At 62.3% G+C, this 12,466-nt stretch carries 11 protein-coding genes; 4 read left to right on the plus strand and 7 right to left on the minus strand.

Annotation, left to right across the window (positions count from 1 at the left end):
* Positions 1-9: 9 nt before the first annotated feature.
* Positions 10-765: a phosphoadenylyl-sulfate reductase gene (locus C6558_RS04565; RefSeq protein WP_025426225.1), complete on the minus strand. Its 756-nt coding sequence runs from the start codon at positions 763-765 to the stop codon at positions 10-12.
* 462 nt (positions 766-1,227) lie between these two features.
* Between C6558_RS04565 and C6558_RS04570 the strand changes: the two genes are divergently transcribed.
* Together C6558_RS04570 and C6558_RS04575 are read left to right on the plus strand one after the other, a co-directional pair.
* Positions 1,228-1,617 carry a DUF6152 family protein gene (locus tag C6558_RS04570; RefSeq protein WP_025426226.1) on the plus strand — a complete coding sequence of 130 codons (390 nt, stop codon included), beginning with the start codon at positions 1,228-1,230 and terminating at the stop codon, positions 1,615-1,617.
* Entirely contained in the window at positions 1,614-2,093 is a 480-nt protein-coding gene (locus C6558_RS04575) for a hypothetical protein (RefSeq protein WP_025426227.1), read from the plus strand. The genes C6558_RS04570 and C6558_RS04575 overlap by 4 nt, the downstream gene beginning before the upstream one ends.
* A gap of 8 nt (positions 2,094-2,101) precedes the next feature.
* Here the strand turns inward: C6558_RS04575 and C6558_RS04580 are convergent, their stop codons facing one another.
* The 6 genes from C6558_RS04580 to betI all read right to left on the minus strand — a co-directional run bounded on the left by C6558_RS04580 (position 2,102) and on the right by betI (position 9,491).
* Positions 2,102-2,737, minus strand: a complete 636-nt coding sequence (locus C6558_RS04580) for a flavodoxin family protein (protein WP_025426228.1) — start codon at positions 2,735-2,737, stop codon at positions 2,102-2,104.
* A 149-nt stretch (positions 2,738-2,886) separates the two neighbouring features.
* Positions 2,887-3,783 carry a sigma-70 family RNA polymerase sigma factor gene (locus C6558_RS04585; RefSeq protein WP_107026901.1) on the minus strand — a complete coding sequence of 299 codons (897 nt, stop codon included), beginning with the start codon at positions 3,781-3,783 and terminating at the stop codon, positions 2,887-2,889.
* Between the two features lie 236 nt (positions 3,784-4,019).
* Positions 4,020-5,669 (minus strand): choline dehydrogenase, encoded by a 1,650-nt coding sequence (gene betA, locus C6558_RS04590; protein ID WP_025426230.1) that lies wholly within the window; start codon positions 5,667-5,669, stop codon positions 4,020-4,022.
* Positions 5,670-5,891: 222 nt separating this feature from the next.
* Positions 5,892-7,355 (minus strand): betaine-aldehyde dehydrogenase, encoded by a 1,464-nt coding sequence (betB, locus tag C6558_RS04595; protein WP_025426231.1) that lies wholly within the window; start codon positions 7,353-7,355, stop codon positions 5,892-5,894.
* A gap of 1 nt (position 7,356) precedes the next feature.
* Positions 7,357-8,892 (minus strand): choline-sulfatase, encoded by a 1,536-nt coding sequence (gene betC / locus C6558_RS04600; RefSeq protein ID WP_057224795.1) that lies wholly within the window; start codon positions 8,890-8,892, stop codon positions 7,357-7,359.
* Positions 8,889-9,491 (minus strand): transcriptional regulator BetI, encoded by a 603-nt coding sequence (gene betI / locus C6558_RS04605; RefSeq protein ID WP_025426233.1) that lies wholly within the window; start codon positions 9,489-9,491, stop codon positions 8,889-8,891. Before betI ends, betC begins: the two co-directional genes overlap by 4 nt.
* Before the next feature lie 145 nt (positions 9,492-9,636).
* On the opposite strand from betI, the gene C6558_RS04610 reads away from it, so the two are divergent.
* Complete coding sequence (locus C6558_RS04610; protein WP_025426234.1) at positions 9,637-10,185, plus strand: HdeD family acid-resistance protein; 549 nt, start codon at positions 9,637-9,639, stop codon at positions 10,183-10,185.
* A gap of 467 nt (positions 10,186-10,652) precedes the next feature.
* Positions 10,653-12,449: a GGDEF domain-containing protein gene (locus C6558_RS04615; protein WP_025426235.1), complete on the plus strand. Its 1,797-nt coding sequence runs from the start codon at positions 10,653-10,655 to the stop codon at positions 12,447-12,449.
* Positions 12,450-12,466: the final 17 nt, after the last annotated feature.

Below are 12,466 nucleotides of genomic sequence, written 5' to 3' on the forward strand. Positions count from 1 at the left end.
CGCCAGCCCTCAGGCGGCGCTGCTCGAAGTCGGGATGATGGAACTGGCGGTCTCTGGGACGTGAAGCCCGCATTCGCGCTTCTCGTCGTTTTCCCACCACCAGCGGCCGGCCCGTTCGGGCTCGCCCGGCTTGATGGCGCGGGTGCAGGGTTCGCAGCCGATCGAGGGATAACCGCGGGCATGCAGCGGGTTCACAGGAACGGCGTTGGCAGTGACGTAACTGCGGATGGTTTCGATGTCCCAGTCGGCGAGCGGATTGATCTTGATGAGGCCGCGCTCAGCATCCGCTTCGGCAAAGGGTGTCGCTGCCCGGTTGCCGGACTGGCCGCGGCGAAGCCCCGTCACCCAGTAGCTGGCGCCTTCGAGTGCGCGTGCAAGCGGCTTCAGCTTGCGCGCGTCACAACAGGCATGCCTGGCTTCGACGCTGTCATAAAAGCCGTTGGCACCATATTGCGCGGCATAGGCGTCGACGTCTGCCTTTTCCGGATGAAAACGCTTGATCAGGATGCCATAGGTCTCTTCGGTCTTGTCGATCAGCGCCACCGTCTCGTTGAAGAGGCGGCCGGTCTGCAGCGTGGCGACATCGACCGCCAGCTGGTTCTCGCCGATGACGGCCGTGATCACCTGATCTTCGATACCGAGCGACGTGGTAAAGACGGCACGGCCTTCAAGGCCGGCAACGAGCGCGAGACGTCCTGCGAGATCCAGGACTTCAAGCGCTTGGTTCAGAGCTTTCGCGGTGGCGTCGAGGGGTGACGTGGTCATGGCTGCGTCCTGTTCCAACTTGTCAGGAATATCGCAGCCGGGTGTGGCGAGGGACAGAAATAGCGGTTTCTAATGCTGGGCGTTTGGAGCAAATCTGCCTCTCAGATCGAAAAGCAGCGAAAAACGCAAGATAAGCTAGTAATTTACTAGACTTTATACTTCCTTTCGCGTCCTTGGCCCGGCCGTTACATGAAGAAGCGCGGCCCCTTCGGTCCGCGCTTCAACGGGCGATCGGTCAACGGTGCCGGTCAGAACTCTACTCAGGCCTTCTCCTGCTCGGCTTCCGGATTGCGAAAAGCAGCCGCAAGTCGGCGGCCGAGCACGGATGCGCGGGCCTAGCAACGACGACGTAGCGCTTGCCTCAAGGCCGGACCGCTCAAGATATGTTGAACGGCAGATGCTTTCCCATCCGTCGCTTCAGGTTCAATCTTGCGGGTTCCGAGGCAAATTGAGGAGTGGGAGATGATGAGGTCCTTTCCTGGCCGCGTTCTCGCCGGAAGCATCGTGACGTTGCTTCTGGTCACTGGCGCCTACGCTCATCACGGCTGGTCCTGGGCAGAGGCGGACCAGATCGAACTTGCCGGCACGATCCGTGAAATCTCGATGGCGCCGCCACATCCGACGCTTCAGGTCGAGACTGAAAAGGACGGGCTCTGGCGCGTCGAACTGGGCAATCCCAGACAGACGGAACGGTCCGGCTTCGTCGAAGGTGTCGCCAAAGTCGGCGATCAGATCGTGGTTCTGGGCAATCGCTCGCTCGATCCGAACGAGAAGCGCCTGAAGGCAGTCCGCGTCACCGTTGCCGGCAAGAGCTTCGACATCTATCCGGACCGCATCCGGACCGGTGGATGAGCGCGGCGGAACTGCTCGATTGGATTGCCGCCTGGCCGCTGGCGTCAGCGATGCGTCGATCCGCGATCCTCTATCTCGTCGTCAACGCGGCCCATATCTTGGCGATCGCGCTTTTGATCGGCGCGATCGTGCCTCTGGACCTGCGACTGCTCGGTTTCTTCGGGAACACTTCGCTGGAAGGGCTCGGGCCGTTTCTGTCGCGCGCTGCCGCGGTCGGTCTGGGTCTGGCGATCGTGACCGGTTTCTGCCTCTTTAGCGTTCGGCCGGCGGCTTATGCCGCGAATGCTGCCTTCCTCGCAAAGATCGGTCTGCTCGGGGTTGGCGCCGCCAATGCTATGACTGTGCATCTTGGCGGCGCCTGGCGGGCCGCCGTAAATGGCGGCCCGGTCTCATGGCGTCTTCGCGTATCCGCAGCCGTCTCGCTGACGGTGTGGCCGGCAGCACTTCTGGCTGGGCGCTGGATCGGCTTTCTCTGACGCCGATCCTATCGCTCGTTTGCCGTTCTCCACGCGGGGACGACCGGCTCCCGCTCGACCGTTCTGCCACGCACGAACTGCAACGTGGCCTCGGCGACGCGTTGGCCGAGATGCCGTGCTGTGGCGAGATCGGATGCCGGCGGCGCGAGATCGGCCCCCTGGTCGACATTCGACTGGGCGCCGGCGCCCAGCCAAAAGCCCAACCGGTTGAGATCATCAGGTGATCCGGTGGTCGAGTGGTTGGAAGGCGGCAGATCGAGGTTGATCCAGTGCATGCCGTGCTGGGCAGCAAAGAGTGCGAGCTGCATCAGCGTCGCGAGCTTGTCGCCGGAAGCGGTTCCCGAATTGGTGAAGCCGGCGGCGATCTTGTCTTTCCAGAGATAGCCTTTGGCCATTACAGCGTTGGAACTCGCTTCCTGAAAAGACTTGAACGCGGCCGACGGGCCTCCGACATAGGTTGGCGTGCCGAAGATGATCGCCTCGGCCGAGAGCAGATCGCTCCAGCGCGCCGGTGTGTCTTCAACGGTCAAGAGCAGGCACTGCGCGCCGTCGACCCGCTCGATACCGGTTTTGACAGCGTCAGCCTGCCGTGCCGTGTGTCCGTAGCCGCTGTGGTAGATGACGGCGATGCATATGTTGCTCATGGTTCGGTCTCCTTTGGTTTTGGTGGTGGATTTGTCGCGCGAGCGAAGGCGCGCGCCGTCGGCGCGTGCCAGGTTTGCTGAAGCGTTGGTCAGGGTCGGTTGACGGAGCTGTCGGCTCCAACGATTTTTAGGGCGCGGCCACCCGCCGTTCAGTGAACGGCATGGCCACCGAAATGTCGCAGTGTTTCCGGGAGATGTTTGAGCTTCTCCGGATTGCGGGTGACGTAGATGGCGGTGATCCGATCCTGCTCGATCTCAAGGGCAGTGGTCTGCAGGATCTCTCCGTCTTCGATGGTGATGAAACCGGGCAGCCCATTGATGAAATCGTAACGCACCAGCCGCGACATCGTCTGGGCAAAGATCAGCGCCAGCGAGGCGTGCAGCTTCATCACCTTGTCTAGGCCGACGATCGGCCGTCTTGGTGCCACCGTCTTACCGCCACCATCGGCATAGACGATCGCCTCGGTCGCAAGCAGCGAACGAAGCTGCTGCATGTCGCCGCCACGCGACGCCGCGAAGAAGGCGGAGGCGATTTCCAGGCCCTGTTCCCGTGGCATCGCAAAGCGGCGTCGGTCATTGCGGATATTGACGCGGGCGCGGCTGGCGAGCTGGCGGCAGGCCGCCGGCTTGCGGCCGATCGTCTCGCCAATTTCATCGAAGCTGACGCCGAAGACATCGTGCAGCAGGAAGGCAGCCCGTTCGAGCGGCGACAGACGCTGCAGCGCCATCATCAGCGGCAGGGTGATGTCGTCGAGGTCGTCGCTCTCCTCGACGATCGGTTCCGGCAGCCACGGCCCGAGATAGGTTTCGCGCCGCCGTCGTGCCGACTTCAACTGATCGAGGCAAAGGCGCGTCACGATCCGGCGCAGAAACGCCGATGGTTCCTTGACGGTCACACGGTCGGTGTCCAGCCAGCGCAGGAATGCCTCCTGGACGATGTCCTCGGCCTCGCTGACCGAACCCAGCATCCGATAGGCAATGCGGATCAGTCGCGGACGCAGCGGGTCGAAGCTCGTTTTGACGTCTTCGTCGGTCATCTCGGTCATCACATCCCCCACTGCCGTGCGGTGCAGGCGGTCAAGCAATGGCCAGCGCGCAGGCGGAGCCATGATGGCATTGCCGCAGCGGTTGCGACAAGCGGATCGAGCTTCGCTGTCATGTTCGTCTCCTTCATCTCGGGCACTTGAGAAGACAGGACGAGATAGCGTCAATGAATGTGACATGCCGCAGACGTTGCGGCAGTCGAATGCCGGGGAAAACGTGCCTCGTGGCGCAGGCGATCCTATCTGTCGCTGACGGCCCAGCGCGGATTGATCCAGGGCTCCTGATTGGACCGGGCAAGCGGTTGCTTGCCGAGGATATGGTCGGCTGCCTTTTCGCCGGTCATGATCGAGGGGCTGTTGAGATTGCCATAGGTCACGTGCGGGAAGATCGAGGAGTCCGCGACGCGCAAACCATCGACGCCGATCACCCGCGTCTCCGGGTCGACCACGGCCATTGGGTCGTCCTTGGCACCCATCCGGCAGGTGCCGCAGGGGTGGTAGGCGCTTTCCAGGTGTTCGCGCAGGAAGGCGTCGATCTCATCGTCCGTCTGCACCTTCTCGCCCGGCTGGATCTCCGGCCCGCGATACTGGTCGAAGGCCCGCTGGCCGAAGATCTCGCGGGTGAGGCGCACGCAGTGGCGGAACTTCTCCCAATCCTCCGGGTGGCTCATATAGTTGAAGCGGATCACCGGGTCGGCCATCGGATCGGAGGATCGCAGGGTGACGTTGCCGCGCGACTTCGACAGGTTGTAGCCCACATGCACCTGGAAGCCGTGGCTCTTGGCCGCCGCCTTGCCGTCATAGCTGATCGCGACCGGCAGGAAGTGATACTGGATATCGGGCTGCTTGACGCCCGGCGCCGAACGCAGGAAGGCGCAGGCCTCGAATTGGTTGGAGGCGCCGAGCCCACCTTTGGAGAGCAACCATTGTGCTCCGGCGACCCCCTGCCAGAACCACGGCAGCCAGGAATAGAGCGAGACCGGTTTGGTCGAGACCTGCTGGAAATAGAACTCCATATGGTCCTGAAGGTTGGCGCCGACACCGGGTCGATCGACCTTGACCTCTATGCCCATGTCCTTCAGGTGCTGTGCCGGGCCGATGCCGGACAGCATCAGCAGCTTCGGCGAGTTGAAGGAGGAGGCGGAGACGATCACCTCGCGGTTCGCCTTGACGATCTCGATCTTGCCGCCGCGCTCGATCTCGACGCCGGTCGCCCGGCGGTTCTCGATCACCACCTTGCGGGCAAAACAGCGCATGAGCGAAACGTTGGGCCGCTTCAGAGCCGGGCGGAGATAGGCGTTGGCGGCGGACCAGCGGCGCCCCTGCCAGACGGTCTGCTCCATCAGGCCGAAGCCTTCCTGCTTGGAGCCGTTGTAGTCGTTGGTAAGCTCGAAGCCCGCCTGCTCGCCCGCTTCAATGAAGGCATGGAACAGTGGGTTGGTCACCGGCCCGCGCTTGACGTGCAACGGCCCGTCGGTCCCGCGCCAGCCGACCTCGCCTCCGTGCGAATGCTCCATGCGCTTGAAGTAGGGAAGCACGTCGGCATAGGCCCAGCCACGTGCGCCCAGGTCCTCCCAGCGATTGAAATCCTCGGCATGGCCGCGCACGTAGACAAGGCCGTTGATCGAGGAGGAGCCGCCGATGACCTTGCCGCGCGGCGCGGTGATGCGCCGGTTGTTGAGGTTCGGCTCGGGTTCGGAATGATAGCCCCAGTTGTAGCGGTCCATGCTCATCGGCCAGGCAAGTGCTGCCGGCATCTGGATGAACGGCCCGATGTCCGAACCGCCATATTCGAGCACGATTACGGAATGCTTGCCGTCCTGCGAGAGGCGGTAGGCGAGCGCCGAACCGGCCGAGCCGGAGCCGATGATGATGTAGTCTGCCTGCATGATCGTGCTCTTTCTTCTGCGTCTCTAAACCGGCCGGTACCGTGCCTCTACCTCTGTCCCCTCATTCCTGTGCTTGTCACAGGAATCCAGCCAAGCGACGTCTGTCGCTTGAGGGAGTCTTTCGCGCCACCGACGTGGCGCTGCTGGATCCCCGGAACTCGCTTCGCTCACCCGAGGATGAGGGAGCGAATCAGATGCGTCCCGAGGAAGGCCGCTTGAACCTCAATACGGCGCCTGCACCGGGCTCATGCCGACGTAGACGGTCTTCAACTCGCTGTAATGGTTGAGCGCCGCCACGGAATTCTCGCGCCCGAAACCGGATTGCTTGGAGCCGCCGAAGGGGATCTCGACCGGGCAGAGATTGTAGGTGTTGATCCAGAGCGTGCCGGCTTCGAGTTGGTCGACGACGCGGTGGGCGCGGGTGATGTCGGCGGTGAAGACGCCGGCCGACAGGCCGAATTCGGTGGCATTGGCGCGCGCGACGACATCAGCCTCGCTTTCGAAGTCGAGAACGCACATCACAGGGCCGAAGATCTCTTCGCGCGCGATGGTCATGTCGTCGGTGACGTCGGCAAAGACGGTCGGCTGGATATAGGTGCCGTCGGCACTGACCGCATTCGGAATGCCGCCGCCGGTGACCAGACGCGCGCCCTCGGCTTTGCCCTTTTCGATATAGGAGAAGACCTTGTCGCGTTGCGCGCCCGACACCATCGGCCCGAGCTGGGTGGCTTCGTCCATCGGGTCGCCGATGACGATCGCTTCAGTGCGCGCCTTGAGGCGATCGAGGAACGCATCCTTGATGCCCTTCTGGACGAAGACGCGGGTGCCGTTCGAGCAGACCTGGCCGGTGGAATAGAAGTTGCCGAGCATGGCGCCGCCGATGGCGCTTTCGAGATCGGCATCGTCGAAGACGATCAGCGGCGACTTGCCGCCGAGCTCCATCGTTACGTGGCGAAGACCGGCAGCTGCCGCCTCATACACCTTGCGGCCCGTCGGCACCGAGCCGGTGAGCGATACCTTGGCGACATCGGGGTGGTTGACGAGCAGCGGACCGGTCGTCCGATCGCCCTGGATGACGTTGTAGAGGCCCTTGGGAAGGCCCGCCTCGATCAGGATCTCGGCGATCTTGAGGGCGCCGAGTGGGGTATTCTCCGATGGCTTGAAGACCATGGCGTTGCCGGCGGCAAGCGCCGGCGCACCCTTCCAGCAGGCGATCTGCTGCGGATAATTCCAGGCGCCGATGCCGACGCAGACGCCGAGCGGCACACGCTTGGTATAGGCGAAATCGCCGCCGAGCGGAATGTAGTCGCCGTTGAGCGCTGTGGCGATGACGCCGCCGAAGAATTCGAACGAGTCGGCGCCCGATGTCGGGTCGGCGACGATCGTCTCCTGGATCGGCTTGCCGGTGTCGAGCGTTTCGAGCTCGGAAAGCTCGCGGTTGCGCTCGCGCATGATCTCGGCGGCGCGCTTCAAGATGCGGCCGCGGGCAGTCGGGCTCATGGCCGCCCATTCCGGTTGCGCGCGCTTGGCAGCGGCAATCGCCTTTTCGACGATCGCGGGCGTTGCCGCATGCAGCCGGGCGATCACCTCGCCGGTTGCGGGATAGATGCTCTCGAAGACGGTGCCGGCAATGTCCTCGACATACTCGCCATCGATGAAGTGCGAGGCTTGCGGTTGGGCTCTCATGTCATTCTCCCCGCGGATAGCGTTTGGATTCCTCGAGATTGTCGAGGTTCATGTGGTTGCGCATGTAGCGCTCGGATGCTTTTTGCAGCGGCTGATGGTCCCACGGATAATAGGCGCCGTTCCTCAGTGCCTCGTAGACCACCCAGCGCCGGGCCTGGCTCTCGCGCACGGCGCCATCGAAGGCCTCCATGTCCCAGTGGGCGGCGCACATGTCGCGAAACGCATTCAGCGTTGCCGCCTGCACCGGTGTCTCCGGGTTTGCCGCGAGGTTCTTCAGCTCCAGCGGATCGGCTTCGAGATCATAGAGCTGATCCGGGTCGAGCGCGCAGTGGATATATTTCCATTTGCCCTTGCGAATGGCGACCAGCGGCGCGTGGGACGCTTCCGCAGCATACTCCATGAGCACCGGCTCGGTGCGCTCCTCGCCATTGATGACAGGCACGAGGCTGATGCCATCAGTCCAGGGCTTCACCTCGTCCATCGAGATGCCGGCGAGGTCGCAAAGCGTCGGGGTTACGTCGAGGTTCGACGTCGGCGTCAGGTGCAGGCCGGGCGCAACGGCGGGTCCGGCCGCCATCAGGGGCACGCGCGCCGAGCCTTCGAAGAAGTTCATCTTGAACCACAGGCCGCGCTCGCCCAGCATGTCGCCATGGTCGGAGCAGAACAGGATCAGAGTGTTGTCGAGCATCCGGGTGCGCGTCAGCGTGTCGACAAGTTCGCCGACCTTTTGGTCGAGATAGGAAATATTGGCGAAATAGGCGCGGCGCGAGCGGCGGATATTGTCCTCGGTCAAGTCGAAATTGACGTAGTCGCAGGAATGCATGATCCGCTTCGAGTGCGGATCCTGGTCCTCCTCCGGCAGCATGCCGACCTCTGGCAGAAGATGCTCGCAATCCTCGTAGAGATCCCAGAATTTCTTTCGTGCGACATAGGGGTCGTGCGGGTGGGTGAAGGAGACGGTCAGGCACCAGGGGCGGCGGCCCGCGTCGTCGTTTTCGCGCGACAGCTGGTAGAGCTTCTGGTTGGCGAGAAAGGCGACCTCGTCGTCATACTCCATCTGGTTGGTGATCTCGGCGGCGCCGGCGCCGGTGACGGAGCCGAGATTGTGATACCACCAGTCGATGCGCTCGCCCGGCTTGCGATAATCCGGCGTCCAGCCGAAATCGGCGGGATAGATATCGGTCGTCAGCCGCTCCTCGAAACCATGCAATTGATCAGGCCCGACGAAATGCATCTTGCCGGACAGTGCCGTGTAGTAGCCGGCGCGGCGCAGGTGATGTGCGTAGGTCGGGATCGAGGACTGGTATTCGGCGGCGTTGTCATAGACCCGGGTGCGGCTCGGCAGCTGGCCTGCCATGAACGAGGCGCGGGCAGGCGCGCAAAGCGGCGACGAGGTGTAGTTGTTGCGAAAGCGGGCGGAGCGGGCGGCGAGGCTCTTCAGGTTCGGCGCATGCAGGAATTCCGCCGGACCGTCGGGAAAGAATTTTCCGTTCAGCTGGTCGACCATAATGATCAGGATATTAGGTCTGGCGGTCATATGGCCCGTCCTTGGCGGTGGAGCTGGTCGAGAAGCGAGGTGACGTAGTCTTCCGTCAGCGCGATCGAGGCTTCGATGCCGATCGGCGCAGAGCGCAGACTCTGGCGGATGTAGAGCCCGTCGATCATCGCAGCTGCGCCTTCCGCGATGCGTTCCGCGTCATCGACGGGACAAAGCGCCTTGAGGCTCGCCATCAGGTTGGAGCGCAACCGCCGGGCGTAGACGACGAGGAACCGGCGGACGTCTTCCGAGCGCTGCGCCTCGGAATAGAAGGCGAGCCAAGCGGCGATGGTGTCGGGCGCAAACTGGCTTGCCTGGAACGAAACGCGGATCAACGCGCTCAGTTTCTCACGCGGTGTAATCGCTGCACTCAGCGCCGTCACCGTATCGTCGCGCAGTTGCCTTAGAAGACTGCGCACGGTCTCGATCAGCAATTGCTCCTTGCTGCCGAAATAGTGATGGGCAAGGGAAGGGGAGACACCGGCACGGCGGGCGATGTCGGACATGGTGACGGCGAGCGTGCCCTGATCGCCGATCACGCGCAGCGCCGCATCCACCAGCGCCTTGCGGCGCACAGGCTCCATCCCGACCTTGGGCATCCGTCTCTCCCTCGATGATGGTCAGTTTATTTTTGATTGACTCATCAATCAATAAAAATTTGCGATGTTTTCTCTTTCTTTTTTCGGAGAAATCCGGCTCAATCCGATGGTAGAGTTCTGGATATCAGAAGGACTGGAGGTTGAAATGACCCATGCATTCGATCCGGCTGGCAAGGCGGCGGTTGCCGGCAAATGGGGATGGTTCGTCGCGCTCGGCGTGCTGTTGATCATGTGTGGCGGCCTTGCCTTCGGCAATCTGCTGATGGCGACGGTGGCCTCGGTCTATTATGTCGGGCTGATCATGCTCGTCGGCGGCCTGTTCAATCTCGCCCATGCCTTTCAGGTCAAGGGTTGGAACAGCGTGCTCTATTGGGTGCTGAGCGGCGCCTGCTACGCCATTGCCGGGCTCTTTGCCTTCATCAACCCGGTGCTGGCCTCCTCCGTCCTCACTTTCCTGATGGCCATCGCACTCGTCGTCGCCGGTTGCTTCCGGATCTGGGTCAGCTTCAAGCTGCGGCCGATCCAGGGCTGGGGATGGGTCGCGCTCGGCGGTCTGGTCACGCTCGCCGCCGGTCTGATCATTGCCGCCGGCTGGCCGGTCAACAGCCTCTGGATCCTCGGCCTGTTCCTGGCGGTCGATCTGGTGATGCAGGGTCTGTCGCTGATCGCCTTCGGGGTGTTGGCAAAAGGCTAGCGCACGGCTCGCTCGCCTTTGCCGTGTTCGGGTGGGATTGTAAGCAGAGCGTGCCTGTTGGCTGGCGTATTGGGAAGGCGACCGTGCGGGCCGCCCGTGTAACGACGCTCATCCCAGCGCTGATCGCCATCTCGGGTGTAGCGCTACAGGTGCCCCTGTCCGGCATGGCACTGATCCTGCTTGCAGTGTGACTGCTCTGGACCACGATGTTTGCGCTTGCCGCGATCTTTCTCGGTCGTGGCATGCACTCGTTATCGCATCACCTGAACCTGTTGCGACCAATTTTCCGCAGTTCGGGAAAATTCGATGAAACTACTGATTTTATTAGAAAGTTCGATAATGATCAGCGTGGGCGGAGCTGTCATATAGCTTTCATCAAAGCTTCATATTGGGGAAAGACTTCGTTGACTGTTGGTCGCCATCCTGCGGCCGTCCGATCGTCCGTTCTCAATCTTCTGGAGCCCGGCATGTCCGCCGCCCCCGCCGAAATTCTCTCGCTTCGCCGGTTCGGCGACGACCAGATCGTAACGCTTGCAAAGCTTGTGATCGAAAGCGCATTCCAGCCGATCGTCGAAGCGGCAACCGGTGCCGTGTTCGGCTACGAGTCACTGATGCGCGGCTTTCAAAAGCTGGGCTTTGCCTCGCCCTTGGAATTGCTCGACAAGGCGGAAGAGGCCGGCCAGTTGCTGGCGCTCGAGCATATGGTCAACAGTCGTGCCGTCGCAGGCTTCGCGACATTGCCGGAATTTTCCACCCGCACGCTGTTCCTGAATTTCGATTCCCGCCTGGTCGGCGGCGAAAACGCGATCGTCGAGCGCCTCGTCAATCACCTGAAGCGCGCCAACATCGCGCCGTCGTCCTTATGCTTCGAGCTGTCCGAACGTTTCGACAGCGGCAAGATGCCGGATTTCTCGGCGCTCGTGCGCGAACTGCGGCTGGCCGGATTCAAGCTGGCCATCGATGATTTCGGCGCCGGCTTCAATGGCCTCAAGCTGCTCTGCGATCAGCCCGTCGATTACGTGAAGATCGACCGGCATTTCATTTCCGGCATCGACGCCGATGCGCGCAAGCGCCACCTGGTGCGCCACACCGTCAACACCGCCCATGTGCTCGGCACCCGGGTCATCGCCGAAGGCGTCGAGACCGAGGCGGAGTTCCAGACCTGTCGCGATCTCGGCTGCGACCTCGTACAGGGCTATTTCATCGCCCGGCCGACGACGCACCTGAGCGAATTGCAGCCTGCCTATCCGCATTTGGCCTTGAATGGCGGCGGTCACCGCTCGTCGGCGACGCTCGACAGCATTCTGATCCGCAAGCAGATCGAACAGCTGCCGGCGGTGCGCGAAAGCGACGAACTCGAATCCGTGTTCGATCTGTTCCGGCTTAATCCCCGTCAGGCGTTCTTTCCGGTGCTCAACGCCAACGGCGAACCGCGCGGCATCCTGCACGAATATCACGTCAAGGAGATGATCTATCATCCCTTCGGCCGCGACCTGCTGAAGAACCGGCTCTACCAGCGCCGCATCTCGCATTTCGCAAGCCCGGCGCCGATCGCCGATCTCGATACGCCGGCCGACGAGATGCTGAAGATTTTCGCCGGCATGGACGGCAGCGATTGTGTGATCCTGACCGAGAATATGCGCTATGCAGGCATCCTGTCGGCATCGTCGCTGTTGAAGATCATCAACGAGAAGCAGTTGAAGACGGCGCAGGAGCAGAACCCCCTGACCGGATTGCCCGGCAATCGCGCCATCCGCGATTACGTTCAGGACGCGATCCTCGACGGCGATCAGCCGCGCTATTTCTGCTATTGCGACTTTGACGATTTCAAGCCGTTCAACGATACCTACGGTTTTCAGAAGGGCGATCTGGCGATTTCGCTTTTCGCCGCCCTGCTGCGGCGGCATTTCATTGGCGAAGAAAAGTTCCTCGGCCATGTCGGCGGCGACGATTTCTTCGTCGGCATCAGCGGTTGCACCGTCGATGAGCTGCAGGTCGTTCTTCACCGTCTACTCGACGATTTCGCCTCCGATGTCCGCCAGCTCTATCTACCGGAGCATCAGGCAGAGGGGCGTATCAGCGGTCATGGCCGCGATGGCACGGCCAAGGATTTTCCGCTGATGCGCTGTTCGATCGCCGTTCTCGGATTGCCGGAAGGTTTTGTGTTTTCGGACGGCCAAGCCGTCAGCGCCCGCATCGCCGAGATCAAGTCTCGTGCCAAGGCCAGCGCCAGCGGCCTCGTTCTGGAGGCGCTCGGCGTCTAACGCGTGGATGGGCAAAC

This window comes from Ensifer sp. NM-2, assembly GCF_003024455.1.
Classification (GTDB): domain Bacteria; phylum Pseudomonadota; class Alphaproteobacteria; order Rhizobiales; family Rhizobiaceae; genus Ensifer; species Ensifer canadensis.

What these genes read in the sequence shown, in the direction of transcription:
- C6558_RS04615 (WP_025426235.1), top strand. Translation starts at nt 10,653, where the DNA reads ATGTCCGCCGCCCCCGCCGAAATTCTCTCGCTTCGCCGGTTCGGCGAC.
- C6558_RS04580 (WP_025426228.1), bottom strand. Translation starts at nt 2,737, where the DNA reads ATGAGCAACATATGCATCGCCGTCATCTACCACAGCGGCTACGGACAC.
- betA (WP_025426230.1), bottom strand. Translation starts at nt 5,669, where the DNA reads ATGCAGGCAGACTACATCATCATCGGCTCCGGCTCGGCCGGTTCGGCG.
- C6558_RS04585 (WP_107026901.1), bottom strand. Translation starts at nt 3,783, where the DNA reads ATGACCGAGATGACCGACGAAGACGTCAAAACGAGCTTCGACCCGCTG.
- C6558_RS04610 (WP_025426234.1), top strand. Translation starts at nt 9,637, where the DNA reads ATGACCCATGCATTCGATCCGGCTGGCAAGGCGGCGGTTGCCGGCAAA.
- C6558_RS04575 (WP_025426227.1), top strand. Translation starts at nt 1,614, where the DNA reads ATGAGCGCGGCGGAACTGCTCGATTGGATTGCCGCCTGGCCGCTGGCG.
- C6558_RS04570 (WP_025426226.1), top strand. Translation starts at nt 1,228, where the DNA reads ATGATGAGGTCCTTTCCTGGCCGCGTTCTCGCCGGAAGCATCGTGACG.
- betB (WP_025426231.1), bottom strand. Translation starts at nt 7,355, where the DNA reads ATGAGAGCCCAACCGCAAGCCTCGCACTTCATCGATGGCGAGTATGTC.
- C6558_RS04565 (WP_025426225.1), bottom strand. Translation starts at nt 765, where the DNA reads ATGACCACGTCACCCCTCGACGCCACCGCGAAAGCTCTGAACCAAGCG.
- betI (WP_025426233.1), bottom strand. Translation starts at nt 9,491, where the DNA reads ATGCCCAAGGTCGGGATGGAGCCTGTGCGCCGCAAGGCGCTGGTGGAT.
- betC (WP_057224795.1), bottom strand. Translation starts at nt 8,892, where the DNA reads ATGACCGCCAGACCTAATATCCTGATCATTATGGTCGACCAGCTGAAC.